Consider the following 26,466-nt stretch of genomic DNA (forward strand, 5'->3'; position numbering starts at 1 on the left):
TATCTCCTTCTCTCATACAAAAGTAAAAGCCGCAGGAGACACTGCTTGTCTCCTACGACTTTCAGAACCTCTTACTTGTAGTTGACAATCTTACCAAAATCAGCTTTAAGAGAAGCTCCGCCCACAAGACCTCCATCAATATCTGCCTGTGCAAATAATTCAGCAGCATTTCCTGCATTTACAGATCCACCATACTGAATACGAATAGCCTCTGCAGTTGCTTCGTCATAAACCTCTGCAACACATGCACGGATTCCGGCACACACTTCTTCAGCCTGCTCCGTTGTAGCTGTCTTACCTGTTCCAATAGCCCAGATTGGCTCGTAAGCAATTACCATCGCTTTAGCCTGGTCTGCTGTCACATTCTGCAAGCCAACCTTAACCTGCTGACGGATGAAATCCATCGTCACACCCTGCTCTCTCTGTTCAAGAGTCTCTCCACAACACATAATTGGTGTAATACCATGTTCAAACGCTTTCAGCACTTTTTTATTTACAGTTTCATTTGTCTCTGCAAAATATTCTCTTCTCTCAGAATGTCCGAGGACAACATACTTAACGCCTGCATCAACGAGCATATTCGGAGCAATCTCGCCTGTATAGGCTCCCTTCTCTTCAAAATACATATTTTCAGCGCCAACCTGAATATTGGTTCCTTTGCACGCTTCTACAACCGGAATAATGTCAATCGCCGGAACACAAAAAACAACGTCAACCTCTTCATTAGCTACTAAAGGTTTTAATTCTTCTACCAAAGCAACTGCCTCGCTTGGAGTTTTGTTCATCTTCCAGTTGCCTGCAATAATTTTCTTTCTTGCCATTTTCGTTTCCTTTCATTTATCTTATATTTAGTCGAGAAATTTTCTTTCCCTGCAAACGCTCTACTTATCGTTAGCTGCTGCTACGCCTGGCAGTTCTTTGCCTTCAAGGAATTCCAGTGAAGCGCCGCCGCCTGTAGAAATGTGAGTCATCTTATCGCCATATCCCAGCTGATTAACTGCAGCCGCAGAATCACCGCCGCCAATAATGGTAACTGCTTCTGTATCTGCAAGCGCTTTTGCAACCGCCTCTGTACCATGTGCAAAATTCGGCATCTCAAAGCATCCCATCGGTCCATTCCATACAACTGTTTTCGCATCTTTTACAGCATCGCAGAAAATCTTTTCTGTCTCAGGTCCGATATCAAGTCCCTGCCATCCATCCGGAATGCCACCGGCCGGTACAACCTTTGAATTTGCATCATTAGAGAAATCATCCGCAATGATGGTATCTACAGGAAGAAGTAATTTTACTCCCTTCTCCTCTGCTTTCTTTAACATGTTCAATGCATATTCACAGTAATCTTCTTCCAGAAGAGAATTTCCAACGCTTCCACCCTGCGCCTTGCTGAATGTATAGGACATTCCTCCTCCGATAATCAGAGTATCTACTTTGTCCAGAAGGTTCTCGATTACGGAAATCTTACTGGAAACCTTTGCTCCGCCAAGAATTGCGACAAATGGTCTCTCCGGATTATTTACTGCATTGCCAAGGAAATCGATTTCTTTCTGCATTAAATAACCAACTACTGCCGTATCAACATACTGTGTAACACCTACATTAGAGCAGTGTGCTCTGTGGGCAGTACCGAAAGCATCATTTACAAATACGTCGCACAAAGAAGCAAGCTCTTTGGAGAAAGCTTCTCCATTCTTTGTTTCTTCAGCTCTGTAACGTGTATTCTCAAGAAGAACAACTTCTCCATCTTTCATAGCTTCTACTGCTGCTTTTGCATTCGGTCCAACTACCTCTGGATCTGCAGCAAACTTTACTTCCTGTCCAAGCAGTTCAGACAAACGAACGGCAACCGGCGCAAGAGACAAAGAAGGAACTGCCTCTCCCTTTGGTTTCCCAAGATGAGAGCAAAGAATAATCTTTCCTCCGTCTGCAATCAATTTCTTAATTGTAGGAAGAGCTGCGACAAGACGGTTTTCATCTGTAATCTTTCCATCAATAAGCGGAACATTAAAATCACATCTCACGAGGACTTTTTTGCCCTTTACATTAATATCATCTACTGATTTTTTATTAAGCATATGTCTGCCTCCTTTAATTTTATACATTTAAAACAAATCATACAAAAAGGAGCCCGGTCCTCTGAAGACCGGACCCCTGGTGAGTCTTTTCTAAAATACTCTAAATTATGCTAATTCAGAGAAGTATTTGATTGTTCTTACCATCTGGCTTGTGTATGAATTCTCATTGTCATACCAAGATACAACCTGTACTTCTGTTGTTCCATTGTCTAATGGGCATACCATTGTCTGAGTAGCATCGAACAGAGAACCATATCTCATTCCAACAATATCACTGGAAACGATTTCATCTGTGTTATATCCGAAGGACTCATTAGATGCTGCCTTCATTGCTGCGTTGATTTCATCAACAGTAACATTTCCTTCAACAACTGCTGTTAAGATTGTTGTAGAACCTGTTGGTGTTGGAACACGCTGAGCAGATCCGATCAGCTTTCCATTCAGTTCCGGAATAACAAGACCGATAGCTTTTGCTGCGCCTGTGCTGTTAGGTACGATATTAACAGCTGCTGCACGAGATCTTCTCAAATCACCTTTTCTCTGTGGTCCGTCAAGTGTCATCTGATCGCCGGTATAAGCGTGAATTGTGCACATGATACCGGACTTGATTGCTGCGAGGTCATTCAAAGCTTTTGCCATTGGTGCCAGGCAGTTTGTTGTACAGGAAGCTGCAGAAATAACCGTATCCTCAGCCTTCAATGTGTCATGGTTTACATTATATACGATAGTTGGCAGATCGTTTCCTGCTGGTGCAGAGATAACAACTTTTCTTGCTCCTGCCTTTACGTGTGCAGATGCTTTTTCCTTTGATGTATAGAAACCTGTACACTCCAGAACAACGTCAACACCGATTTCTCCCCAAGGAAGCTCTTCAGCGTTAGCCTTTGCATAGATTTTGATTTCTTTTCCATCAACGATGATAGAATCCTCTGTAGCTTCTACTTTGTCAGCCAGAGCATATTTACCCTGAGAAGAGTCATATTTCAACAGATGTGCCAACATCTTCGGTGATGTTAAATCGTTGATTGCAACTACTTCATATCCTTCTGCTCCGAACATCTGTCTGAAAGCAAGACGTCCAATACGTCCGAATCCATTAATCGCTACTTTTACTGCCATGATTAATTCCTCCTAAAGTTTGTTTATTAACTGTTATACAGCACTTTATTTTTGAAACTCTCTAACATTGTTAAAGAATCATCAACTGTCTTTAATTGTACTAAATCTCATACAAAAATTCAAGTATCTTTTCTATTTTTGTAACACGCGATTACTATTTTTATGAAAGTTGCTTAAAAACAGGCTTCCTTTTCCGAAATTCTGTATAATAAGTAAAGCCGCATTCTCGTAAAATATCATTTACCTTCTGAAAATCATAAGCAATGTGCTCTGGCTTATGTCCGTCCGCCCCCACCGTAATGATTTCACCACCTAATTCCCGGTATCTTCTCAATATATCCGGATGCGGATGTGCAAATGGAAGACCGTACTTCAGCCCTGCCGTATTAAGTTCCAATCCTTTTCCATGTTCAACAAGCATCTTCAGTATTTCATCTAATATATCTGCATATTTCATGTAAGAATAGTGCTTCTCTCTTTCTTTTCCATAACGCACCACGTAATCCAAATGCCCAAGCACATCAAAATCTTCGATTTTTTTAATATCCTCCAATGTTTCCTCAAAAGCAGCTCGATAAGCTTCTTCATCCGTTCTTCCATCAAACAACATCCCCATAGCCGGATCCGTTCCCTGGACAGCATGCACAGATCCTATCACAAAATCAAAAGGATAGCTCTTTGTAAGCGCCGTGAAACACTCTCCCAGATGAGGCTGCATTCCCAACTCCACTCCGATTCTTACATCTATCTGTGTTTTGTATTTTTCCTGAAGAGGGACAAGAACCTTAAAATACTCTTCCGGATCAAAAATACTTTCATCTCCCCAGCCCATGTAATCTTTATCATAATGATCTGTAAAACAGATTACCTCCAGACCTTTTTCAATTGCTCCCTTTATCATCTCTTCCGGACAGGATTCTGAATCATGCGAAAAAGATGTATGCATATGAACATCTGCTCTCAATTACTTCTCGCCTCCTATAATTGTTCCGCCGCCCAGCACATATTCCCCGTCATAAAACACCAGAGCCTGCCCCGGCGTCACAGCCCTCTGTGGTTTATCAAAGGTACACAGAACTTCATCTTCTCCGGTCTTTTCTAGCGTACACCAGTCCCCTTTATGATTGTATCTGATTTTTGCCCATACACGTACAGGCTCCCGTATATCTTCCACCGCCATAAAATTCAGCTTATTTGCCCGGACCCGAAGTGACAGAGCATCTTCGTTACTCCCTATCACCACTTCATTCGTCTCCGGGCGTATTTCCAGAACAAATACCGGATATCCCATTGCCAGCCCTAATCCTTTTCGCTGTCCGACCGTATAATGAATAATTCCTCTGTGCCGCCCCAACACCGTGCCATCCGCAGTCACAAAATTACCTTCCGGGAACGGTTCTCCCCGTGTTTCCTCAATAAAAGACGCATAATCCCCATCCGGCACAAAACAAATATCCTGGCTGTCCGGCTTATTTGCGACCCGCAGAGAAATATGATCTGCAATTGCACGGATCTGCTCCTTTGTATATTCTCCGACCGGCATAAGCGTACGCTTTAATTGATCCTGCGTAAGATTATAAAGCGCATAAGTTTGATCCTTCTGATCCGTTGCAGACGTACGCAGTGCATACCTTCCATTAGGAAGCTCTTCTACTCTTGCATAATGCCCGGTGGCAATATAGTCCGCACCAATATCCATACTTCGCTTTAACAAAGATTCCCATTTTACATAGCGGTTGCATGCAATACAGGGATTCGGCGTCCTGCCGTGCTCATACTCTGCTATAAAATAATCTATGACAGAAGTTTTAAATTCCCGTTTAAAGTTCATTACATAATAGGGGATTCCAAGCGCTGACGCCACGCGCCTTGCATCATCAACAGCGCTAAGCCCGCAGCATCCTCCATTTTCCTCTTGCAAAGACTCCTTCTCGTCCTGCCAGATCTGCATGGTAACTCCGATCACGTCATATCCTTGCTCTTTTAATAGATATGCGGCAACAGAGGAATCTACGCCGCCTGACATCCCTACAACTACCTTTTTCTTTTCCATCCTGCATCCTCTGCCTAATATTCCTCTTCTTCCTCTTCTTCACCCTCATGTATATCTGATTTGGGTTTCTCAAGGCCTTCTATTTTTATATCATGTTTCTCCGCATAATCCCAGAGTGCGGCATGAATGGCTTCTTCTGCAAGAAGTGAACAATGAACCTTTACCGGCGGAAGCCCGTCCAGCGCTTCCATAACCGCTTTATTCGTCACAGCCATTGCTTCCTGAATATTTTTCCCTTTTACCAGCTCCGTAGCCATACTACTGGTTGCAACCGCCGCTCCACAGCCAAATGTCTTAAATTTTACATCCCTGATAATCTGATTCTCATCAATGTCAAGATAAATTCTCATAATATCTCCACATTTTGCATTACCAACAGTACCTACTCCACTGGCATTCTCAATTTCCCCCATATTTCGCGGATGCTGAAAATGATCCATTACTTTTTCTGTATACATAACATATCCTCCTAAATCATGAATTTTTCTTGATAAAATCTTCGTAAAGCGGCGACATATCTCTGAGTTTTGATACAATTTCCTTCAGACTATCTACCACATAATCTATATCTTCCTTTGTTGTCTCTTCACTTAAAGTAAGCCTGAGCGAACCATGCGCAATTTCATGCGGCAATCCGATTGCAAGAAGGACATGCGAGGGATCCAATGATCCTGATGTACATGCCGAACCGCTGGATGCACAGATTCCTTTCATGTCTAACATAATCAATAAGGATTCTCCTTCAATAAACTGAAAACTGAAATTTGCATTATTCGGCAGTCTCTTTAGACGATGTCCATTCAGTCTGCAATACGGAATCCCATTTAATGCACGTTCAATCAAATAATCACGAAGCGCACTTTCCTGCGATGTACGTTCTTCCATTGTGCGAACAGCTCTTGCTACTGCCGTCCCAAGTCCAATAATCCCCGGAACATTCTCCGTTCCTGCACGCCGCTTCCTTTCTTGTGCTCCTCCATGAATAAAAGAACGAATCTTCACGCCCTTTCGTATATATAAGAACCCGATTCCTTTTGGCCCATTCAGCTTATGTCCGCTGGCACTCAGCATATCTATATGGCACTCGTCCACATGAATTGGAACCTGCCCAAAAGCCTGTACAGCATCCGTATGGAATAAAATGCCATTCTCATGAGCTATCTCACCGATTTCTTTTATCGGCTGAATCGTACCAATCTCATTATTCGCAAACATAACCGAAATCAAAATCGTGGTTGGTCTGATTGCTGCCTTTAGGTCTTCCAGTTTTACCACGCCATTCTCATCCACATCCAGATAAGTTACTTCAAAACCTTTTTTCTCCAGATATTCCCCTGTGTGCAAAATCGCATGATGTTCTATTTTGGTCGTTATAATATGATTTCCCTTGTTCTGATAAGCTTCAGCAGCCGCTTTAAGCGCCCAGTTATCCGACTCCGATCCTCCTGCCGTAAAATAAATTTCATTTCCATTCGCCCCTAACGCTTCTGCAATAATATCTCTTTGCTTCGCAATATCTTCCTTATTTCCCGCCGCAAAACTATATACACTAGAGGGATTCCCATATTTCTCCGTAAAATAAGGAAGCATCGCTTCTACCACCTCTGGTGCTGTTTTTGTAGTTGCTGCATTATCCAAGTATATTAATCTTTCCATATTCCATCCTCCTGTTATGACCGGCTGCATGCTTTGGATTTTTCCTCTAACTTTCCATCCAGCTTCTTGCTTTCCGCAATCAATGTATCAATCTTTATTTCATCAACAGTGTTGTTAATGCTTTCATTTATTTTTTTCCAGACATATTTGGTAACACATCCGTCAGATGCTGCACATCCATCTTCTTCATGAAAAGCGGCACATTCTGCCGGCTCCAGCTTTCCTTCCAACGCACGCAGTACATCACCGACAGATATATCTCCTGCCTCCCTGGCAAGTACGTAGCCTCCTCCGGCGCCGCGGATACTCCTAACCAGCCCCGCCTTTTTCAAAAGTGCCATCAATTGTTCTAAATATCTTTCCGAGATTCCCTGCCTGGCCGCAATACTATTGATAGGAACCGGTTCTATCTCACTATATTTCGCCAAATCTATCAATGCCCGAAGGCCATACCGCCCTTTTGTTGATAGTTTCAAACACTCACCTTCTTTTATTCTTTCTTAAATCCTAGTAAAATACTAGGATTTCTTTTTATGTAGAATATCATCTTACGCTTGTTCTGTCAAGCACATCTTACGAATATCTTATAGGGATAGACGCCAGGGAGTTCTTTATGATACAAATTCAAAAACATCCAATTATTAAAGGAGCTTTTATTCTTACGATGACAGGATTTATTACCAGATTCATCGGCTTTTTTTACCGGATATTTTTAAGCCGTACGTTTGGAGAAGAAAGCGTCGGTCTCTATCAATTAATCTTCCCGATTTATGCCCTTGGATTTTCTTTGACCGCCGCCGGGATAGAGACTGCCATTTCCAGATGCGTCGCCAGCAAGGTTTCTCTTGGAAAAGCCTCCCATGCAAAAGAAATTCTTTACACAGGAATCAGTATTTCCATCGCACTTTCCTGCCTTGCCACCTTTTTTCTTCAACGCCATTCTGCTTTTATCGCCGAACAGTTCTTAAACGAACCAAGATGTGAATCTCTACTTGTTATCCTGTCCTACGCCTTTCCGTTCGCATCTATACACAGCTGTATATGTGGTTATTATTTCGGCTTGAAACAGACAAAAATCCCGGCCATCTCACAACTGATTGAACAGATCACACGCGTTCTTTCTGTGTATATCCTTTACCTGTTTTTTATAAAACATTCCTTAAACGCCGGAATTATAATTGCTGTTATCGGATTAACCATCGGAGAAATTGCCTCTTCTTTCTTCTGTATCCAGGTAATTAACAGCAAAAAAAGCGGTACTATTTCCATCCCCTCTTTCCTGTCCGGTTATACCTGCCACATGAAAGAACTCCTGCTTTTGTCTGTTCCGCTAACATGCAACCGTGTCCTGCTTAATATACTGCAAAGCATTGAATCTGTTTCTATCCCTTTGCAGCTCCAGACATTCGGTTTTTCAACCAGTGAATCACTCAGTACATACGGCGTACTTACCGGCATGGCACTGCCTTGTGTTCTGTTCCCATCTGCTATAACAAATGCAGTTGCAACTATGCTCCTCCCAACAATTGCAGAAATTCAGGCATTGAATAATCGAAAAGAAATGACATCCGTCGTAAAAAAAGTTTCTGTTTTGTGCTTTTCCCTGGGTTGTTTTTGCTGCATTTTTTTGCTTTTATTCGGACGTCTTGCCGGAAATATTCTTTTTCACAGCCGGCTTGCCGGAGAATTTATCATAACCCTGGCATGGATTTGTCCTTTTCTCTATACAAACAGTAATTTTATCAGTATTATCAACGGATTAGGTTACACCATGATTTCCTTTCTTTTTAATACCCTGGGATTAATCATCCGTATTGGAAGTGTATTTTTTCTCATTCCATTCCTGGGAATCCGCGGTTATCTGTGGGGGCTTCTCGGAAGCCAGCTTTTTACATTCTTATGCTGTCTTACATTTCTGACCCATTATTTGTCAAAAAAATAAAAAGCCGGCACATGTTTGTGCCGGTTTCCGATTTTCTCTATGAATGTCTTAACATACTCGGGGTAATTGTGCCCTTAATTCCTGCTTTCGCAGCATAACCTTTTAAAATTTTCCAGAATCCCTGCCTGCTCATCTTCCGGCCGCTTATATTCGGAAACAATACATCTGACTCGCGCCCTTTCAAAAGCTTCTCACGCCCATTCTTCAGATAAGCCCGCAATGCCTTCTGCGCCTGTTTATCAATGGGATATGCATTTTGATTATTTTCAAAATGACACTGCAGATATCCTACATTCAAATTCACGTCTTGTATCCGTAAACTCACCAACTCCTCTACCATAATTCCCGTAGAATAGAGCAGTTCGATCATAGCCTTATCTCTCAAAAGTTTCGGTGTCTTCCCATTCGGAACAGAAAGAACCTTCTCCACATCTTCTTTCGCCGCACTCTTGGGCGCCCTACGTTCAATTCTGGGAGCCGTAAGGCATTCTGATATATCTTCTTTCACCAGTCCCTGTCTGATCAGATAAGCAAAAAAACCTTTTATCGACGCAATGTTTCTGGAAATCGTCGTATTTGTAAGTCCTTCCTTCTCCATATACAGCATATAAGAATTCAAATTTGTAGCAGTAATCTTGTCAACTTCAAAAATTCCCTGATCGGCAAGATATCTCACCAATTTCATTAAATCTCGTCTATACGCCATTTCTGTATTAACAGAAATTCCTTTTGTTTTCTTTAAATCTTCCACATAATCCAATACTGTTTTATCCATAATCTTTATCTCCTATCGTATATCTTAGATTATACGAACAAACAACATAAAAATCAAACTGTTTTTATAAACATCTTCATAAGGATTGGATTTACATAGCATTCTAATGTAATTCCAATCCCAAACAGCAATATTACCGCTACTGTTTTTGACAGATTCCACTTATAAACCGGATAGAAATATAGATGCCATATTAAAACCAAATAAGCCAGAACATAGAACAGAAGATGCGGTGTAATTGCTACTAAACAGAGCAAAATTCCTGTCATTCCCATCCTTATAACAGCTGATGTTATAAGAATCCCACTTAAAAAACCTGTCCATGCCAGAGATATAATCACCGCGGCCTTCCTGATTTTTGTACACCCCAATACCACTGTCATAATAAAAGCCGTCATGCGGATTTTAAAAAGATACCAAAAAAATTCCGGCATTGCAACTTCTGTCTGCATATATTGATTCAGAAAGTACTCATTAAAAACTCCCATTGCCATGACATAATCCGCTGATACAATATTAGTATATAGTATTCCTGCAAAAAAACCAAGCATATAAAATAAAAAGAAATATTTTCCATTTTTCTGTATCTGCAAAAGCCTTCCCCCTGTTGCTAAGATACTTCCATTATATGCTTATGGAATCCATATATTCGTTATTTTCTGCCGTACTTTACTTCATACGCAAGAATAGCTGAGACCGTCTTTGAATCCTCTATTTCTCCAGAAAATATCATTTCTTTCAACTCTTCCATCGTATATGCTGCCACATCAATATATTCATCTTCATCAAGGTGCTGCTTCGACGGTATCAGATCTCTGGCAACAAAAATTTCTATTTTTTCATTACAGAACGCTACCGTTGTCCGAAGTGTAATAAGCCACTCTAACTTTTCACTACGATAACCCGTCTCCTCCTCCAATTCTCTGGAAGCACACACAATTCCCTGCTCATCAGGATCATCCAGTTTCCCGGCCGGCAGTTCTATCGTATATCTTTCCAATGCATTTCTGTACTGCCTGACCATTAAAATGCGCCCGTCCTCCATAACAGGCACTACAGCCGCCGCTCCATCATGATGGATATAATCCCATTCTGCTGTATTCCCATTAGCAAATTCCATATAATCTTTATATACATTCAATACTGTTCCTTTATATGCTAACTCACGCTTTACACGTCTTACTTCTTCACCCATACATTTCCCCCTATGCCTTTTGCAAATATGATTAGGGTATCAAAAAACCGCTGCTAATAGTAACTGTCCAGCTATCAGCAACGGTCTCCACAATTTATTTTTTACTTCGCATAATCCGTCACTCTTGATTCACGGATTACATTTACCTTAATCTGTCCAGGATATTCCAGTTCGTATTCAATCTGCTTAGAAATATCCCTTGCCAGCAACACCATATCTGCATCAGATACTTGCTCTGGAACTACCATAACACGAATCTCTCTACCCGCCTGAATAGCAAAAGACTTTTCAACACCCTTAAACTGGTTGCTGATATCTTCTAATTGTTTTAATCTGTTTGTATATGTTTCAATTGTTTCTCTTCTTGCACCAGGGCGCGCTGCTGAAATTGTATCAGCGGCCTGAACTACACATGCAATCAAAGATTCCGGTTCTACATCTCCATGATGAGACTCTACTGCATTAATAACCGTAGCTGACTCCTTATACTTTCTGCAAAGATCAACTCCAATCTGTATGTGGGATCCCTCAACGTCATGATCTATAGATTTACCAATGTCGTGCAATAAACCGGCTCTCTTTGCGACACGGACATCCAGTCCGATTTCTGCCGCTAAAAGACCGGACAGCTGCGCCACTTCAATGGAATGCTTTAAAGCATTCTGACCATAACTGGTTCTGAACTTCATCCTTCCCAGAAGTTTAATCAATTCCGGATGAATGCCATGAACGCCAACCTCCAACGCTGCCGCCTCACCTTCTTCACGAATCATTGCGTCTACTTCTTTTTGTGCCTTCTCTACCATTTCCTCAATTCTTGCCGGGTGAATACGTCCGTCAACAATCAATTTTTCAAGAGCAATTCTTGCAACTTCCCTTCTGATTGGATCAAAACCTGAGAGAACAACCGCTTCCGGTGTATCATCAATAATCAATTCTACACCTGTCATCGTCTCCAAGGTACGTATATTCCGCCCTTCACGACCAATAATCCGCCCTTTCATCTCATCACTTGGGAGTTGTACAACCGAAATTGTAGTTTCAGCTACATGATCTGCCGCGCATCTCTGAATAGCAGTGACAACATAGTCTTTTGCCCTTTTATCTGCTTCTTCCTTCGCCTGCGCCTCTAATTCCTTTATCATTTTGGCAGTATCATGTTTTACATCTTCTTCAACAGTTTTTAACAAATATTCTTTTGCTTGTTCGGAGGTAAGTCCTGAGATTCTTTCTAGTTCCTGTACTCTTTGTCTGCCCAGCTCTTCCACTTTCGCTTCGCGCTGACGCAAATGTTCCTCTTTTGCCGTAAAGCTTGTCTCTCGTCTTTCAATAGCCTCTGACTTCTTATCTAACGCTTCTTCCTTGGAAAGGACCCTCTTCTCATAACGCTGCAACTCTGCTCTTCGTTCTTTTGTCTCTTTCTCGAGCTCGTTCTTTGTTCTGATAGATTCTTCCTTAATTTCCAAGAGAGATTCTTTCTTCTTAGCCTCAGCCGTCTTCACCGCATCATCAATAATTTCTCTGGCCTTGCTTTCCGCATTTCCAATTTTAGATTGTGCGCTCTTCTTCAAATTGGACACCGTAACGAAATGACTGATAACTGCTGCTAACACGATTAATACAAGGGCTACAGCAATTAATATCCCTGTCGGCACAGGAGCACCTCCTTATTTAATTTTCATTGTACAAATACAACACTTAAATTTTATACTGTTTTAACAGATATGTCAAGCGTTCCCCTCAGAAACTTGTATAACCTGCCGTACATCTTCATAACGGAATCCTTTTCTCACTAAATAAGCGTACATTTTCTGAGTCTCTTTCTCGGAAGCAGTCTCACAACTATAATGCTTTTTTCTCATAATCTCTTTTATCGCCGACACAGAATCTTCTGTCTCATAGCATTCTTCTATCGTCTGTTCAATTAATTCCCCCGGGACTCCTTTTTTATACAATGAAAAATATATGTCTCTCCTGCTTTTTCTTTTTCTGTTCGCTTCTACAAAACGTCTGGCATATGCACTGTCATCAACATATCCAAAAGATTTCACATACTCAAGTGCTTTCTCAATAATATCCTCTGTATACTCACTGCCTCTGAGCTTTCCTCTGAGCTGTTCTTCTGTCCTGTCCATATCTTTCAAAAGATACAACGCCCGAAGCTTGGCACGCTTCAGGACGACGTCATCCTTGATTTCCCGGTAAACTTCTTCTTTTATTTCCTTATTTTCCACAATATGATAATGAAACAGCTCGCCTTTATACAAGATGAAGGCAAACTCTCCATCTATAAATACACGGGACTTTGTCTTCGTCACAGGTTCAACACAAGTAACTGTCATTCTACTGCTCCTTAGCCTCTTCTGCTTCCGGTTTGTTCTTTCCTGAAGGTTTCTGTTCTGAAGATTTCTTGGTCGCATCTTCCGCTGCATCCTGTTCTTCCTTTTTACCTTCAAACTGGAAATGTTCTCTCACTTTTGCTTCTATCTCATCCATAATCTCCGGATGTTCTATAAAATAGAGCTTGGCATTCTCCCGCCCCTGCCCAATCTTATTTCCACCGTATGCATACCAGGAACCACTCTTATTCACGACATCAATGGACACAGCAAGATCCAGAATGTCTCCTTCTCTTGAAATTCCCTTTCCAAACATAATATCAAATTCTGCTTCCTTAAACGGAGGAGCGATCTTATTCTTTACAACCTTGACGCGCACCCGGTTCCCCACCATCTCTCCGCTCTGCTTCAGCGTCTCCGTCTTCCTGACTTCCATACGGATAGAAGCATAGAATTTAAGCGCACGTCCTCCTGTAGTAACTTCCGGATTACCAAACATAACTCCCACCTTCTCACGAAGCTGATTAATAAAAACAACAACACAATTAGATTTACTGATAACCGGAGTAAGCTTTCTGAGCGCCTGGGACATCAACCTTGCCTGAAGCCCGACATGTGCATCTCCCATATCTCCTTCTATCTCCTGTCTGGGTACAAGAGCAGCAACCGAATCCACAACAATAATATCCATAGCTCCGGACCGTACCATCGTCTCCGCAATCTCAAGTGCCTGATCTCCGCTGTCCGGCTGTGAAATATAAAGCTCATCAATATCCACGCCTATATTTTTTGCATATACAGGATCCAAAGCATGTTCCGCATCAATAAACCCTGCAATACCGCCTCTCTTCTGAACCTCTGCAATCATATGTAATGTAACCGTCGTCTTACCGCTGGACTCAGGACCATATACTTCTACAACCCTTCCCCTCGGCACTCCTCCTAATCCCAGAGCCAGATCCAGGCTCAAAGAACCTGTCGGTATCGTCTCTACCGACACCCGTGCCGCCGGGTCGCCAAGCTTCATCACGGTTCCTTTTCCATAATCTTTCTCCAATTTCGCTATCGCAGCATCTAACGCTTTTTTCTTCTCTTCATTTAACATAACCTATTCTCCTTGTTTGCGAACGGATGTTCGTATCTCTGATTAATATAGTATTATACTTGTTTCAAAAAGTCAACATTTATTTGATAAAATGATTATAGTAGACATAATATCATGCTCTTGTAGAAAAATCAATCCTTAAATCTAAACTGTTCTAACTTCCATGAAATAACCAATAAAAAAGCGGCGCACCTATTTCCAGGTACACCGCTCCTTTACATTCATACTGCCTTACACATTCTATTTCTTAGTAATATATCCTTTTGCTGTCAAAGTTTCTGCACACAATACTGCTCCACCGGCGGCGCCGCGCACAGTATTATGAGACAAACCAATGAATTTGTAGTCATACATGGTGTCCTCTCTCAGACGGCCAATAGATACACCCATTCCTCTTTCATAATCCACATCCAGCGCAACCTGCGGGCGATTATCATCTTCAAGATACTGAATAAACTGTTTTGGGGCGCTTGGAAGCTCTGCCTCCTGTGGAAAACCTTTAAAACTTACAAGTTTTTCAATTAACTGCTCTTTTGACGGCTTCTGTGCAAAATTAATGAAGACTGCAGCAGTATGTCCATTTAATACCGGAACACGGACACACTGACAAGTGATCTTGGGAGCTTCCGCCTTTACAATCTGTCCATTCTCAACCTTTCCAAGCACACGCAGTGGCTCCTGCTCACTCTTTTCTTCCTCTCCGCCGATATAAGGGATAATATTCTGAACCATCTCCGGCCAATCCTTAAATGTCTTTCCTGCTCCTGAAATAGCCTGATATGTAGTAACCACCAACTCTGTCGGTTCAAATTCTCTCCACGCTGCAAGGCACGGCGCATAACTCTGTATAGAGCAGTTCGGTTTCACAGCAATAAATCCTCTCTGCGTACCAAGACGTTTCCTCTGATCCGCAATCACTTCAAAATGCTCTGTATTAATTTCCGGAACTACCATCGGTACATCCGGCGTCCATCTGTGAGCGCTATTGTTAGAAACCACAGGTGTCTCTGTCTTCGCATATGCTTCTTCAATCGCTTTGATTTCTTCTTTTGACATATCAACAGCACTAAACACAAAATCCACTTCCGCAGCCACTTTCTCTACTTCATTTACATTAAGCACCGTCAGCTTCTTCACAGCTTCCGGCATAGGAGTATCCATTTTCCAGCGTCCGCCCACTGCTTCCTCGTAGGTCTTTCCTGCTGATCTCGGGCTGGCTGCCACGACAGTTACCTCAAACCAGGGATGATTTTCAAGCAAAGAGATAAAACGCTGCCCAACCATTCCGGTTGCCCCTAAAATACCGACTTTTAACTTCTGTTCCACCATATCTGTCTCTCCTATCCTTTCTCCTAATATACATCTATAGAATATACCTCTTTTTTAATATTCTTGCAAATACTTTTTGTAACTTTCTATCGCTTCTTCCATAGCAGCCTTCCCCGGAGCCCCCGTCGTCACACGTTTATTTACACAAGTATCCATCCGGATTGCCTCATAGATATCCTCTTCAAACACAGGCGAAATCTCCTGAAATTCACTTAATTCCATGTCATCAAGAGCAATCCCTTTCTGAATGCAATAAAGCACAAGCTGACCTACAATACCGTGGGCATCCCGAAACGGCACCCCATGATTTACCAGATAATCTGCCGCATCTGTCGCATTTGTGAATCCATTTTTTGCGCTTGCTTCCATTCTGTCCTTTTTAAACTGCATCGTACGTATCATACCGGTAAAAAGCGTCAGACAATCCTTTACTGTATCAATTGCATCGAAAACCATCTCTTTGTCTTCCTGCATATCTTTATTATAAGCAAGAGGAATCCCCTTCATCGTCGTAAGAAGTGACATCAACGCGCCATAAACTCTTCCGGTTTTTCCCCGCACAAGCTCTGCGATGTCAGGATTCTTTTTTTGTGGCATAATACTGCTTCCTGTACTATAAGCATCATCTATTTCAACAAACTGGTATTCATTAGAATTCCAGATAATCACTTCTTCGGAAAAGCGGCTCAAATGCATCATAATAACAGAAAGAGCTGACAAAAATTCTATAAGATAATCCCTGTCCGATACCCCATCCATACTATTCATCGTAGGTTTTTCAAATCCCAGCAGCGTCGCTGAATACTCCCTATCAAGCGGATAAGTGGTTCCCGCCAGTGCTCCCGATCCTAAAGGGCAGGTGTCCATTCTCTCATAAATGCTTTTCAACCGCTCATGGTCTCTTCTGAACATTTCAAAATAGGCACCCATATGATGAGCAAGCGTAATTGGCTGTGCTTTCTGCAAATGTGTAAATCCGGGCATAAAAGTTTCCGTATTTTCTTCCATAATAGAAAGAAGAACATGCAGCATATCCTCTATCAGATTATCCACCAGCAGCACTTCATCTCTGGCATACATTTTCATATCTAAGGCAACTTGATCATTCCTGCTTCTCCCGGTATGGAGCTTTTTTCCCGCATTTCCGATTCTTTCAATCAAGGTTGCCTCTACAAAACTATGTATATCTTCACACTGCTCAGATATCACCAGTTTTCCACGTTCTATATCGGAAAGTATCCCTTCCAGTCCTTCAATAATCTGATCCTTCTCCGCATCCGTAAGAATTCCCTGCTTTGCCAGCATCATCACATGTGCGATACTTCCTCTTATATCCTGCGCATAAAGCTTCTTATCAAAAGAAATAGAAGCATTAAAATTATATACTAACTGATCTGTTTCCTTGGTGAATCGTCCACCCCATAACTGTGCCATAAAAAATCCTTCTTTCTTTTTTAATCTTCTGGTAAATCGTTTCTTTCTTTAAATGAAAATACACATCCGCAATAATTCTGACGGTACAGCCCATACTCCCGGGACAATTCCACAGAGCGCTTATAACCGTTCCTTTTTTTGAAATCCGATAAAAGGTATTTTACCGGATATTCTTTCTCCAGGCTGCGTCCAATTTCATTCAGCCAATCCGCATTCTTCATAGGGCTGATACTGAGAGTAGTCGTAAAATAATCGAATTTTTCTTTTGCCGCAATCTCCGCCGTCTTACGAAGCCTCAGCTCATAACAGCGGCGGCATCTTTCTCCGCCTTCTTTCACGTATTCCAATCCTTTCGCCATATCATAAAACTTCTCTTTATCATATTGACCAGCGATAAAAGATACCGGATACCGAAAATGCATTTTCCTGATTAGTGTCTGCTGCTCGAGCACCCGCTTATCATATTCTTCGTCTGGGTATATATTCGGATTATAATAGAAAACAGTAATTTCAAAATATTCACTCAGGTATTCCAGCACATAACTGCTGCACGGAGCACAGCAGCTGTGAAGCAGAAGCCTTGGCACTTCTTTTTGTTCTTCAAGTCTGCTTATCAACCCGTCCAACTCTTTCTGATAATTCATCCAATCCTCTCCCGTCTTTTTCTATAGCGCAGATTGCTCTTCTGTTAGTATATGAGATTTTGCCTCCGTATGCAAGCACCCTTTCAGGTTTTCTACATAAACTAATGTATACTTTGCAACGTCTGCACCCTATCTTTAGGAGGTTTTCATGGAACAAATACTGGAACTCAAACATATTCACTATGCATACCATAATATGGACGGCGAAACTCCAGCACTGACCGATATTTCATTTGCAATAAACGAAGGTGAATTCATTGCCATTGTCGGGCCGTCAGGATGCGGTAAATCCACACTTTTGTCTCTGATTGCCGGTTTGCTCGAACCTGAAAAGGGACTGATTAAAATCAGCGGAAAATATCTGAGAGAAAGCACAACCAATATCGGCTATATGCTCCAGCATGACCAGCTTTTTGAATGGCGAACCATCTACAATAACGTCATTCTCGGACTGGAAGTACAGCATATGCTTACCACCAAAGCAAAAGCAAAAGCCCACGAACTTCTCGCGGATTATGGTCTGAAACAATTTGAAAATGCTAAACCATCAGAATTGTCCGGCGGAATGCGCCAGCGTGCGGCTTTGGTCCGCACTTTAGTACTAGAACCGGATATTCTTCTGCTTGATGAGCCCTTCTCTGCTCTGGACTATCAGACTCGTTTAAACGTAAGTGACGATATCGGTCAAATTATCCGCCGGGAGAAAAAAACCGCAATCCTTGTTACGCACGATCTCTCAGAAGCCATCTCTTTAGCAGACCGGGTAATCATATTATCCAAACGGCCTGCAAGCATACAACAAACACTTCCTCTTATCTTCGATCTGGAAAAGGATACACCATTAAATCGCAGAAATACACCAGAATTCAAAAACTATTTTAACCTAATCTGGAAGGAGCTGAATGAAAATGACTAATCTTTCAGCTGGCCAGCAAAATTATCTCTACCAGCAGAAAAAACACAAAAGAATTGTCAGTGTATCGAGAATCCTTATATTATTAAGCTTTCTGTTCGTCTGGGAATTTACCTCCAATGTAGGAATCATCGATTCCTTTATTTTCAGCAGTCCATCTAAGATTGCCATCTGTTTTTTTCAAATGGTAAAAGATAAAAGCATTTTTCTGCATATAGGAATTACACTGTACGAAACAATTATCAGCTTCCTGTTGGTAATCGCTGTCAGCACTCTGATAGCAATTGCCCTTTGGTTCAGTCCTAAATTATCAGAAATCCTTGATCCTTATATTGTTGTTTTAAATAGTCTCCCGAAATCTGCTCTGGCGCCCCTCCTGATTGTCTGGCTGGGCGCCACAAAAACTACGATTATCGTAGCCGGCATGTCAGTAGCAATTTTCGGAAGCATCCTGAATCTTTACACCAGTTTTACAACCGTTGACCCGGAAAAAATTAAGCTAATTTATACTTTACGCGGCAACCGATATCACGCCCTTACCAAAGTCGTAATCCCAAGTTCTATCCCCGCAATCATCAGCACAATGAAAGTTAATATCGGTCTCTGCCTGGTAGGAGTAATCATCGGCGAATTTCTCGCCGCAAGAAATGGTCTTGGATATCTGATTATCTACGCAAGTCAAACATTTAACCGACAAGGGAAAAAGACATTTTGAGTATCGTTAAGTCTAAATCAATCCCAAAGATTCTGAAAATAAGTTTGCATTCTTGTCTATAAATTGTTATGATAAAAGAAAACAAGAGAAAAAGTGGAGGTGCTTTTATGTCAGAAGCTCTTACAGAAGAAAAAAAACCAGAAGAGTCCACGGCAGAATCTACAGAACAGTCTACCCCAGAATTTGCGGAAAAACATATAGAAGCATCTGTAGAAAAGTCTGCAGAAAAAAACATAAAAAAATCTGTGGAAAAGCCTGACAAAGAACCGGCAGCCGTAGCTGAAGCAGACAAAAAAACAATATCTAATAACCAGACAGATTCAAGCCAATTGCCAGAGTGCCCTTTTGCTGAACATTTTAGTTTAAGTGATTATGACTATGAATTTACGCAGGAAGATTACATCCTTATGAAACTCCGTGACGAAGATCTGATGGAATATCTGCGGATGCAGGAACGCAGAGAAGAAAAGACACAGGAAAGAAAGGAACTCCGCAATTCCAGAATCTATTCCATACTTCAGATAGTTATCATTGCACTTGCAATTATATTAATCGTCTGGTTCTTAAAGGACAACCCGACTGTCCTCATTAATATTTTGTACATTGGCGGAATCCTGCTTTTTATATGGTTTTGGAAACATTCAAAACACACACCTGAGGATTAATCATTCAGGCAGAGATATGTATAACCCATATCTCTGCCTGATATGCTTTTATCGGAGATTATTCTATTCTCCTTCTTTATCGTCGCACACTATCCATTTTCCATGACCGCCTTTTCCATCAAAACAGATCTTTCCCTGCCTTCTTAATTTTCTGATTCTGTAGTTCACAGCAGACAAACCTACTCCTTCCAGTCCGGCAATTTCTTTCGCCGTAATGCATGGATTTTCTCTCATATATTTCTCGATTCTTATGCATTCCATAGCCTTCTTTTTCTGATACACAAAATCATCCGGCAACACGCAGCACACTGCTGTTTTCCGGGATTTTTCCAGATAGAAATGAATTTCCAGATGATCGGGAAAAACGAAGATTGCCTCTATACTATCCAACATTTCAGAAACTACCGCTTTCTTTACAAAACTGCTTTCTAATTTCTGTCGGATAACATACATTCTATTCTCTAACATTTTCTTGACCTCCGCTTCATCCGGAAGTCTCTCCAGTTCTTCTTCCGTCTTCTTTATAGATTCTTCCAATTCTTCCATTTTTATTTTGTAGATATCATCTGTGATAACTCCATAAAGCAGTTTGTCAAGCAGTCTGTCCGAAAGCGTTTTTTGAAAACACAACTTTTCTTCTAATCTTTTTTTCTTTTGGAAATCCTGATTTTTTTCCAGGACTTTCTCTATGAAAGCCATAACCTTTTCTACGATATCCATAGGGTCTCTCTGTCCTTCCCTATAGGAGTCCCTCTGAAAATTCTGCAGCAAATCAAACAATTTCTCCTCATTCAGAACGATATTATCGCATCCTTCCGCTCGCCTTCCATGATAAAGGTAACTGCTGCATTTCCATTCAACAATATAAGAATCATCCTTATACTTTTTCCGATATCTGCGATAAAAAACTGCGCCGCACTGTCCACATTTTAACTTTCCTGACAAAATATATTTTCCCCTATGGCTGCTCTCCGGCTTACAATTTTTTACATTTCCTGCCATCGCACGCTCATCCATTGCCCGATTGGCTTCCTGCCACTCTTTCTCCGTCACACAGGCCGGGACTGCATTTTTGTGAACGACCCACTTTTCTTTCGGCACCTGGACCATCCGTTTCGTCTGAAAATCCCAATGTCTCTTATTCTGAACTATCGTCCCACAGCGGATTGGATTTCGGATAATCCTTCGGATGGCTTCCTCTTCAAAAGGCTTTCCTTCACGGTCATATATTTCATTTTCTTCCAGAATATCTGCAATCGTACCACAACCATAGTTTTTTGCCAATTGAAATATAAGACGGATAGCTTCCGCCTCATCCTCCACAAGTTCATACCGCCCTTTGGAAATCTTACAAAGACCATATGTGTTAGGCGGGAAAATAAATACCTTTCCTTTTTTCTGCCTGTTTTTATGTGCATTGTTAATCTTTTTTGATAGCTCACTGCTGTACTCTTCCGCCAGAATTGCTTTAATTCCTGTAATAAGCGCATCATCCGGCGTATAAAATTTATTTTCAATATAGAGATAAAGCCTCTTGCCTGAGGCCACAAGACGGTCTAAAAATAAATACCAGTCTTTTGCATTACGCATCAAGCGATCCTGTGATTTTACCACCACAATGTCAAACTTATCTTCCAGCAAATCGTCAAACAAGCGGTTATATTCCGCCCGGCCTTTTGTCGTCGTTCCCGACTTGCTTTCCACGTAAGAATCCACCTGCATCCATTCTTTTTGAAGAATACATTCTTCTGCCTCTTGTACCTGTTTAGCAAGCGCATCTTTCTGGGCTTCTTCTTCTGTAGAACACCGGCAGTAAACAACCGCCCGCCAAATCATATTTTGCCGCATTCCCGAACGAGTCTGTCTGCTTCTACTTTCTCTGTATATGTAATGAAACGCTCCCGGAACAGCATATCTATCAATTTCATCACTAATTTCTTCTCATCAATATTAAAATCTGCTCTTTCCATATAACTTTTCTACCTGCACAGTGATATGTTTTCCTGATATCCTATGCAAGAGAAATGGATTTATGCAACAAGGGCATTATTCTTACCGCCACCTGGATATCCAAAATATCTCTTTCCCACGTCAGGTTTTTAAACTTGACTGGCTTCTGATGTCCATCGTACTTCTTTGTATCATGGCAATGGGGTTGTATTCGCTGATAAACCTTCTGGAAAGGCTTTATCAGAAGCGGATATGACTTTGTAGCAAATAGCAGTTGCTAAGAAAGCAACTGCCTACATATCTTTCTATATCTTCAAATAATTTTTTCTTTCACTTTTCTTGTAATTATAAAATCCATTTTTAATTTTCTTTTAATATTTAAGTGTTATAATATCTTTGAAAGGAGAATCCATATGCGTATTCTAGTAGCAGAAGATGAAAAAGATTTAAATCGGGTAATCGTAAAAGAATTAATAAAAAATCATTATTCTGTGGATGCATGTTATGACGGCCAGGAAGCATTAGACTATATCCGTTGTGCCGAATATGACGCTATTATCCTGGATATCATGATGCCCATCATGAGCGGAACTGAAGTTGTACATGCGCTCAGAAAGGAAAAGAATCCTGTTCCCATACTGTTTCTGACCGCCAAAGACAGTATTGAGGACCGTGTAGCAGGATTAGATATCGGAGCTGATGATTATTTAGTGAAGCCTTTTGCCTTCGATGAACTGCTGGCGCGTATCCGGGCAATGATACGCAGAAATTCCGGAAATCCGGATCATTGTCTGACGGAGGCTAATTTGAAAGTAGATTGCAATACCCGCTGTGTTTACCGTGACAATATAGAAATTGAACTGTCAAACAAGGAATTTGCCATTTTGGAATACCTGATCCGCAACAAAGGCATCGTACTCTCTCGGGAAAGAATTGAACAGCATGTCTGGAATTATGACTACGAAGGCGGTTCCAACGTGGTAGATGTTTATATTCGTTATTTAAGGAAAAAAATCGATGATGCATATGAGCCAAAATTAATCCATACAATCCGTGGATCAGGCTACGTTTTAAAAGTAAAGGACTAGAAAATGAAGAAATGGTCAATCAAGCGAAAAGTTACATTATGGTACACACTTTTTATGACAATTCTGGTGATTTTGATACAGATAATACTGTTCTCTGTTGGAAACAGCCAAATGCTGCAATCCTTATCCGGGAAACTTCGTTCTGCTGTCAATGATTCCGTATCCGAACTGGAATACGAAGACGGACGCCTTGAAATTGATGACGATTTGGATTTTTTCCGGGATGGAGTCTATCTCTCCATTTATGACGCAGAGGGAATCCTGCTTTTTGGGCACCTTCCTACGCAGGTTCCCATAGAAGAAACCCCCTTTTTCTACGAAGATCAGATTCAGGAAAGTACTATACAGGGAACTCATTATCTGATTTACGATATTTACACCATACAGGAAGAACAGGGATTCTGGATACGGGGTGTTATTTCAAAGACCGAAGCAGAATCCAACTTCGGAATCATGATTCGACTGACTGCAGTCGCGCTGCCCGTATTGACAGGTTTTATTGCGCTGGGTGGATATTATATAACAAAACGCGCTTTCCGTCCGGTCGAACGAATCCGGAAGACAGCAGAAGAAATCGCCCATGGCGGCGACCTGTCTAAACGTATCGAATTAGGGAATGGCAAAGATGAAATCTATCAATTAGGCGAGACTTTTGATTATATGTTAGATCGTCTGGAAGAATCCTTTGAACGGGAAAAGCAGTTCACTTCCGATGCCTCTCATGAATTAAGAACGCCGACTTCCGTAATCCTTGCGCAAAGCGAATATGCATTGAAAAATGCAGCTACCCTGGAAGATGCACGCGAAAGCCTTACCGTCATATTCCGTCAGGCAAAGAGAATGTCATCACTTATCTCTCAGCTCCTGACACTGGCACGGGCAGACCGCGGAAAAATAAAACCAAATCTGGAAATGCTGGATATCAGCGAACTTCTGGAAATAACCATTCTGGAAATGCAAACATCTGCCGGTGAAAAGGGAATCTCTATCTCCACAGATATTGAAGAACCACACATCAAAATGCTGGCTGATGAAACCATGCTAATGCGTATTTTCGTGAATTTACTGCAAAATGCGGTCATATATGGACGGGAAAACGGATGGATCCATGTGTCACTGAAAGAACAGAATCAGGAAATACAAATAGTAATACAGGATAATGGAATTGGCATGGAAAAGGATAAACTGGATAAAATATGGGAACGCTTTTACCAGGTAAATCCTTCCAGAGAGAAAAAAGATTCCGGAAGCTCCGGTCTGGGGCTGTCCATGGTAAAATGGATGGTAGGCATCCATAATGGTTCTATTTCCGTAGACAGCCAAGTAAATCGGGGAACCATATTTACAATAAAATTTCCAAAAAAAATGGATATTTAATGTTTCTTTAATATTTGTAATATATACTAAGCTCAAGAAAACAAAAGGAGGACAGATTCTATGAATAAAAAAATTTTACTTTTTATCAGCATACTTGGAATATCCGTTATAACAGCCGGCTGTAACGCAAATAAAGGAAACAGCGGCATTCAGCCTCAGCAAAATACTGCTTCACAGACAAAAAGTTCTGACGGTACCACTACCGAAAACATATCGTCGGACGCTGCCTTAAGCGAGGAAGAAGCCAAAACAATTGCTCTGGAAGATGCGGGTGTGTCTGAAAACGACGTCAGCCATATCCGTGTAAAATTAGAAAAAGACGATGGCATTCTGGAATATGAAGTGGAATTTTACGCCGGCAGCCAGGAATATGACTATAGCATTCTTGCTTCCACCGGAGAAATTGTAAGTAAAGACATGGAAATTGAAAACGATTTTTATACGGAAAACACACAGGCCGAAAACAACTCTCAGAACAGTTCCGCAGCAGTCAGTGAAGAGGAAGCAAAAAAAACTGCACTCGCGAAAGTAAACGGTGCAACGGAACAAAATATCCGCATACATGCAGACTGGGATGACGGGCGCCAGATTTATGAAGGTTCTATTTATCATGGAGACCGGGAATACGAATTTGAAATTGACGCTTCAACAGGGGAAATCATCTCCTGGGAAGAAGAATCTATTTACGATTAACTGTCGATTCATCCATTCGGGGCAGGACATGCAAGTGTTCTGCCCTGTCATTTTAAATGTTATATCTCATTCAGATATTTTACGATTTCTTCCATCCCCGCATCACTAAACGGATATTTTGAAACCTTTTTTTCTGATTTTGTCACATCATAACATTCCGGTCCCTCCCAGACTGTCAGTAAGAATTTTTCTTCCTCATTCTCCTCTATTTTTTCAATCCGATAATTCATTTTTCCCCTGCTTCCATGAAACTTTGCCTTTTTATAAAATGCAAGCGGAAAAAGCATCTGTCTTGTAACCAGCATATTATTCCTCCCATATTTTTATCTCATATCACATTGCTGCAATTTTTTTCAAAAAGTTGTTGCAAATTTCCGAAAAATATATATAATAGTATTTGTGGCTGTTACAAAGTAACTGCTTTGCTGGAATAGCTCAGTTGGTAGAGCACTTCACTCGTAATGAAGGGGTCGTCGGTTCAAGTCCGATTTCCAGCTTAGAAAGAAGTCCTTGAAGGACTTCTTTTTTTACTTTTCTGTCGGCTGACACATATGGACTGCCACCTGCTGATAAGGAATTTCGATTCCCGCAGAATCCATTTCCTGCTTTACATCTTCCAGAAATTTCCATTTTACGTCCCAAAAATCTTCTGTCTTCACCCAGGCACGCACTCCCAACACCACTGCACTTGCCGCCAATTCGTCTACAAAAATTAAAATTTCCTTGTCTGTCCTGATTCTTGCTTCCTTCTCCAAAAGCTTTGCAATAATTTTTTTAGCTTCTTTCAAATCCGCTTCGTAGGAAATACCTATTTTAAGATCCAGCCTCCGCTCATCCTTATCTGTCACATTTGTCAAACTGTTATTCGCCAGCGTGCCGTTCGGAATAACAATTGTTCTGTTGTCAATTGTAGTAAGCTTTGTATAAAAAAGCTGTATTTCTTTTACCGTACCCTCATTCTTACAAGTATCCTCAATAATATAATCGCCCACAACAAAAGGTTTCAGCAATAAAATCAACACACCACCAGCAAAATTTGACAAGCTTCCCTGCAGGGCAAGACCAATTGCCACACCTGCAGATGCTATAACCGCTGCAACCGACGCCGTATCAACTCCCAAATTCGTAGCTATAGAAATAATCAAAAGCACATACAAAACAATTTTTAATAAAGAATCAATAAATTGCGCCACGCCTACATCTATCTTAGAGCGCTCAAAAGCCTTTCTGACAATCCTGCGAAACCAATTAATGAGAATTCGCCCAACAAAAAATACTACCAGGGACACTACCACTTTTATCCCCATATTGATAAGAGATGGCGAATGATTCTGGAGCTGCTGTAAAAAAGCATTCACCTCTTTTGTTGTTTCTTCCGTAATTTCCGTTGTATCCATAA

General features: G+C 41.2%; 28 protein-coding genes, 1 tRNA gene and 1 pseudogene. 9 read left to right on the plus strand and 21 right to left on the minus strand.

Going from position 1 to position 26,466, the window contains the following annotated elements:
* Positions 1-71: 71 nt before the first annotated feature.
* The 8 genes from tpiA to OCV99_RS03320 all read right to left on the minus strand — a co-directional run bounded on the left by tpiA (position 72) and on the right by OCV99_RS03320 (position 7,379).
* Positions 72-821, minus strand: coding sequence for a triose-phosphate isomerase (tpiA, locus tag OCV99_RS03285; RefSeq protein ID WP_158368123.1), 750 nt, complete (start codon positions 819-821; stop codon positions 72-74).
* A 60-nt stretch (positions 822-881) separates the two neighbouring features.
* Positions 882-2,075, minus strand: a complete 1,194-nt coding sequence (locus tag OCV99_RS03290) for a phosphoglycerate kinase (RefSeq protein ID WP_158368125.1) — start codon at positions 2,073-2,075, stop codon at positions 882-884.
* 105 nt (positions 2,076-2,180) lie between these two features.
* Positions 2,181-3,194 carry a type I glyceraldehyde-3-phosphate dehydrogenase gene (gene gap / locus OCV99_RS03295; RefSeq protein WP_158368127.1) on the minus strand — a complete coding sequence of 338 codons (1,014 nt, stop codon included), beginning with the start codon at positions 3,192-3,194 and terminating at the stop codon, positions 2,181-2,183.
* Between the two features lie 160 nt (positions 3,195-3,354).
* Positions 3,355-4,158, minus strand: a complete 804-nt coding sequence (locus tag OCV99_RS03300; RefSeq protein ID WP_158368129.1) for a histidinol-phosphatase HisJ family protein — start codon at positions 4,156-4,158, stop codon at positions 3,355-3,357.
* The gene (mnmA, locus tag OCV99_RS03305; RefSeq protein ID WP_158368131.1) at positions 4,159-5,247 is read right to left on the minus strand and encodes a tRNA 2-thiouridine(34) synthase MnmA; all 1,089 of its coding nucleotides are present in this window, start codon (positions 5,245-5,247) and stop codon (positions 4,159-4,161) included.
* 14 nt (positions 5,248-5,261) lie between these two features.
* Positions 5,262-5,705, minus strand: coding sequence for a Fe-S cluster assembly scaffold protein NifU (nifU, locus tag OCV99_RS03310; RefSeq protein ID WP_158368133.1), 444 nt, complete (start codon positions 5,703-5,705; stop codon positions 5,262-5,264).
* Positions 5,706-5,721: 16 nt separating this feature from the next.
* Entirely contained in the window at positions 5,722-6,903 is a 1,182-nt protein-coding gene (nifS, locus tag OCV99_RS03315; protein WP_158368135.1) for a cysteine desulfurase NifS, read from the minus strand.
* 14 nt (positions 6,904-6,917) lie between these two features.
* On the minus strand, positions 6,918-7,379 hold the full coding sequence (locus OCV99_RS03320) for an RrF2 family transcriptional regulator (RefSeq protein WP_158368137.1): 462 nt from the start codon (positions 7,377-7,379) through the stop codon (positions 6,918-6,920).
* A gap of 137 nt (positions 7,380-7,516) precedes the next feature.
* On the opposite strand from OCV99_RS03320, the gene OCV99_RS03325 reads away from it, so the two are divergent.
* A complete protein-coding gene (locus tag OCV99_RS03325; RefSeq protein WP_158368139.1) occupies positions 7,517-8,845 on the plus strand; it encodes a polysaccharide biosynthesis protein in 1,329 nt (442 codons plus the stop codon).
* Between the two features lie 37 nt (positions 8,846-8,882).
* Here OCV99_RS03325 and OCV99_RS03330 read toward each other — a convergent pair whose 3' ends face one another.
* The 9 genes from OCV99_RS03330 to OCV99_RS03370 form a co-directional block, all read right to left on the minus strand.
* Positions 8,883-9,620 carry a tyrosine-type recombinase/integrase gene (locus tag OCV99_RS03330; protein ID WP_158368141.1) on the minus strand — a complete coding sequence of 246 codons (738 nt, stop codon included), beginning with the start codon at positions 9,618-9,620 and terminating at the stop codon, positions 8,883-8,885.
* A 53-nt stretch (positions 9,621-9,673) separates the two neighbouring features.
* Positions 9,674-10,213: a stage II sporulation protein M gene (locus OCV99_RS03335; RefSeq protein ID WP_262574716.1), complete on the minus strand. Its 540-nt coding sequence runs from the start codon at positions 10,211-10,213 to the stop codon at positions 9,674-9,676.
* A 59-nt stretch (positions 10,214-10,272) separates the two neighbouring features.
* The gene (locus OCV99_RS03340) at positions 10,273-10,815 is read right to left on the minus strand and encodes an NUDIX domain-containing protein (protein ID WP_158368145.1); all 543 of its coding nucleotides are present in this window, start codon (positions 10,813-10,815) and stop codon (positions 10,273-10,275) included.
* 101 nt (positions 10,816-10,916) lie between these two features.
* On the minus strand, positions 10,917-12,470 hold the full coding sequence (gene rny, locus OCV99_RS03345) for a ribonuclease Y (RefSeq protein ID WP_158368147.1): 1,554 nt from the start codon (positions 12,468-12,470) through the stop codon (positions 10,917-10,919).
* Positions 12,471-12,542: 72 nt separating this feature from the next.
* Positions 12,543-13,157, minus strand: coding sequence for a regulatory protein RecX (locus OCV99_RS03350; protein WP_158368149.1), 615 nt, complete (start codon positions 13,155-13,157; stop codon positions 12,543-12,545).
* Position 13,158: 1 nt separating this feature from the next.
* Positions 13,159-14,259, minus strand: a complete 1,101-nt coding sequence (gene recA, locus OCV99_RS03355; protein ID WP_158368151.1) for a recombinase RecA — start codon at positions 14,257-14,259, stop codon at positions 13,159-13,161.
* A gap of 240 nt (positions 14,260-14,499) precedes the next feature.
* Positions 14,500-15,585 carry an aspartate-semialdehyde dehydrogenase gene (gene asd / locus OCV99_RS03360; RefSeq protein WP_158368574.1) on the minus strand — a complete coding sequence of 362 codons (1,086 nt, stop codon included), beginning with the start codon at positions 15,583-15,585 and terminating at the stop codon, positions 14,500-14,502.
* Between the two features lie 57 nt (positions 15,586-15,642).
* Complete coding sequence (argH, locus tag OCV99_RS03365; protein ID WP_158368153.1) at positions 15,643-17,022, minus strand: argininosuccinate lyase; 1,380 nt, start codon at positions 17,020-17,022, stop codon at positions 15,643-15,645.
* 20 nt (positions 17,023-17,042) lie between these two features.
* Positions 17,043-17,666, minus strand: coding sequence for an epoxyqueuosine reductase QueH (locus tag OCV99_RS03370; RefSeq protein WP_158368155.1), 624 nt, complete (start codon positions 17,664-17,666; stop codon positions 17,043-17,045).
* Between the two features lie 148 nt (positions 17,667-17,814).
* On the opposite strand from OCV99_RS03370, the gene OCV99_RS03375 reads away from it, so the two are divergent.
* From OCV99_RS03375 to OCV99_RS03385, 3 genes are all read left to right on the plus strand, one after another.
* Complete coding sequence (locus OCV99_RS03375) at positions 17,815-18,582, plus strand: ABC transporter ATP-binding protein (protein ID WP_158368157.1); 768 nt, start codon at positions 17,815-17,817, stop codon at positions 18,580-18,582.
* The gene (locus OCV99_RS03380; protein WP_158368160.1) at positions 18,575-19,294 is read left to right on the plus strand and encodes an ABC transporter permease; all 720 of its coding nucleotides are present in this window, start codon (positions 18,575-18,577) and stop codon (positions 19,292-19,294) included. Before OCV99_RS03375 ends, OCV99_RS03380 begins: the two co-directional genes overlap by 8 nt.
* Positions 19,295-19,401: 107 nt before the next feature.
* Positions 19,402-19,959 carry a hypothetical protein gene (locus OCV99_RS03385; RefSeq protein WP_158368162.1) on the plus strand — a complete coding sequence of 186 codons (558 nt, stop codon included), beginning with the start codon at positions 19,402-19,404 and terminating at the stop codon, positions 19,957-19,959.
* Between the two features lie 63 nt (positions 19,960-20,022).
* Here the strand turns inward: OCV99_RS03385 and OCV99_RS03390 are convergent, their stop codons facing one another.
* The gene (locus OCV99_RS03390) at positions 20,023-21,795 is read right to left on the minus strand and encodes a recombinase family protein (protein WP_262574723.1); all 1,773 of its coding nucleotides are present in this window, start codon (positions 21,793-21,795) and stop codon (positions 20,023-20,025) included.
* On the minus strand, positions 21,792-21,929 hold the full coding sequence (locus tag OCV99_RS03395; protein WP_227191931.1) for a hypothetical protein: 138 nt from the start codon (positions 21,927-21,929) through the stop codon (positions 21,792-21,794). The genes OCV99_RS03390 and OCV99_RS03395 overlap by 4 nt, the downstream gene beginning before the upstream one ends.
* A gap of 107 nt (positions 21,930-22,036) precedes the next feature.
* On the opposite strand from OCV99_RS03395, the pseudogene OCV99_RS03400 reads away from it, so the two are divergent.
* The 4 genes and pseudogenes from OCV99_RS03400 to OCV99_RS03415 form a co-directional block, all read left to right on the plus strand.
* Positions 22,037-22,165, plus strand: a pseudogene (locus tag OCV99_RS03400) (ABC transporter permease); the annotation flags it as partial.
* A 157-nt stretch (positions 22,166-22,322) separates the two neighbouring features.
* On the plus strand, positions 22,323-22,997 hold the full coding sequence (locus tag OCV99_RS03405; protein ID WP_158368165.1) for a response regulator transcription factor: 675 nt from the start codon (positions 22,323-22,325) through the stop codon (positions 22,995-22,997).
* Positions 22,998-23,000: 3 nt separating this feature from the next.
* On the plus strand, positions 23,001-24,374 hold the full coding sequence (locus OCV99_RS03410; RefSeq protein WP_158368167.1) for a sensor histidine kinase: 1,374 nt from the start codon (positions 23,001-23,003) through the stop codon (positions 24,372-24,374).
* 60 nt (positions 24,375-24,434) lie between these two features.
* Positions 24,435-25,067, plus strand: coding sequence for a PepSY domain-containing protein (locus tag OCV99_RS03415; protein WP_158368169.1), 633 nt, complete (start codon positions 24,435-24,437; stop codon positions 25,065-25,067).
* 59 nt (positions 25,068-25,126) lie between these two features.
* Here OCV99_RS03415 and OCV99_RS03420 read toward each other — a convergent pair whose 3' ends face one another.
* Positions 25,127-25,372, minus strand: coding sequence for a hypothetical protein (locus tag OCV99_RS03420; protein WP_158368170.1), 246 nt, complete (start codon positions 25,370-25,372; stop codon positions 25,127-25,129).
* Positions 25,373-25,491: 119 nt separating this feature from the next.
* Here OCV99_RS03420 and OCV99_RS03425 point away from each other — a divergent pair.
* A tRNA-Thr gene (locus tag OCV99_RS03425) sits at positions 25,492-25,564 on the plus strand.
* Between the two features lie 30 nt (positions 25,565-25,594).
* Here OCV99_RS03425 and OCV99_RS03430 read toward each other — a convergent pair.
* The gene (locus OCV99_RS03430; RefSeq protein ID WP_158368172.1) at positions 25,595-26,464 is read right to left on the minus strand and encodes a mechanosensitive ion channel family protein; all 870 of its coding nucleotides are present in this window, start codon (positions 26,462-26,464) and stop codon (positions 25,595-25,597) included.
* Positions 26,465-26,466 lie beyond the last annotated feature (2 nt).

Origin of the sequence: Dorea acetigenes, assembly GCF_025567385.1 — a bacterium.
In the GTDB taxonomy this organism is placed as follows: domain Bacteria; phylum Bacillota; class Clostridia; order Lachnospirales; family Lachnospiraceae; genus Claveliimonas; species Claveliimonas acetigenes.

Coding starts and splice junctions, on each gene's coding strand:
- tpiA (WP_158368123.1), bottom strand. CDS start 821: ATGGCAAGAAAGAAAATTATTGCAGGCAACTGGAAGATGAACAAAACT.
- OCV99_RS03290 (WP_158368125.1), bottom strand. CDS start 2,075: ATGCTTAATAAAAAATCAGTAGATGATATTAATGTAAAGGGCAAAAAA.
- gap (WP_158368127.1), bottom strand. CDS start 3,194: ATGGCAGTAAAAGTAGCGATTAATGGATTCGGACGTATTGGACGTCTT.
- mnmA (WP_158368131.1), bottom strand. CDS start 5,247: ATGGAAAAGAAAAAGGTAGTTGTAGGGATGTCAGGCGGCGTAGATTCC.
- nifU (WP_158368133.1), bottom strand. CDS start 5,705: ATGTATACAGAAAAAGTAATGGATCATTTTCAGCATCCGCGAAATATG.
- nifS (WP_158368135.1), bottom strand. CDS start 6,903: ATGGAAAGATTAATATACTTGGATAATGCAGCAACTACAAAAACAGCA.
- OCV99_RS03325 (WP_158368139.1), top strand. CDS start 7,517: ATGATACAAATTCAAAAACATCCAATTATTAAAGGAGCTTTTATTCTT.
- OCV99_RS03330 (WP_158368141.1), bottom strand. CDS start 9,620: ATGGATAAAACAGTATTGGATTATGTGGAAGATTTAAAGAAAACAAAA.
- OCV99_RS03340 (WP_158368145.1), bottom strand. CDS start 10,815: ATGGGTGAAGAAGTAAGACGTGTAAAGCGTGAGTTAGCATATAAAGGA.
- OCV99_RS03350 (WP_158368149.1), bottom strand. CDS start 13,157: ATGACAGTTACTTGTGTTGAACCTGTGACGAAGACAAAGTCCCGTGTA.
- recA (WP_158368151.1), bottom strand. CDS start 14,259: ATGTTAAATGAAGAGAAGAAAAAAGCGTTAGATGCTGCGATAGCGAAA.
- argH (WP_158368153.1), bottom strand. CDS start 17,022: ATGGCACAGTTATGGGGTGGACGATTCACCAAGGAAACAGATCAGTTA.
- OCV99_RS03370 (WP_158368155.1), bottom strand. CDS start 17,666: ATGAATTATCAGAAAGAGTTGGACGGGTTGATAAGCAGACTTGAAGAA.
- OCV99_RS03375 (WP_158368157.1), top strand. CDS start 17,815: ATGGAACAAATACTGGAACTCAAACATATTCACTATGCATACCATAAT.
- OCV99_RS03380 (WP_158368160.1), top strand. CDS start 18,575: ATGACTAATCTTTCAGCTGGCCAGCAAAATTATCTCTACCAGCAGAAA.
- OCV99_RS03385 (WP_158368162.1), top strand. CDS start 19,402: ATGTCAGAAGCTCTTACAGAAGAAAAAAAACCAGAAGAGTCCACGGCA.
- OCV99_RS03390 (WP_262574723.1), bottom strand. CDS start 21,795: ATGATTTGGCGGGCGGTTGTTTACTGCCGGTGTTCTACAGAAGAAGAA.
- OCV99_RS03395 (WP_227191931.1), bottom strand. CDS start 21,929: ATGGAAAGAGCAGATTTTAATATTGATGAGAAGAAATTAGTGATGAAA.
- OCV99_RS03405 (WP_158368165.1), top strand. CDS start 22,323: ATGCGTATTCTAGTAGCAGAAGATGAAAAAGATTTAAATCGGGTAATC.
- OCV99_RS03410 (WP_158368167.1), top strand. CDS start 23,001: ATGAAGAAATGGTCAATCAAGCGAAAAGTTACATTATGGTACACACTT.
- OCV99_RS03415 (WP_158368169.1), top strand. CDS start 24,435: ATGAATAAAAAAATTTTACTTTTTATCAGCATACTTGGAATATCCGTT.
- OCV99_RS03420 (WP_158368170.1), bottom strand. CDS start 25,372: ATGCTGGTTACAAGACAGATGCTTTTTCCGCTTGCATTTTATAAAAAG.
- OCV99_RS03430 (WP_158368172.1), bottom strand. CDS start 26,464: ATGGATACAACGGAAATTACGGAAGAAACAACAAAAGAGGTGAATGCT.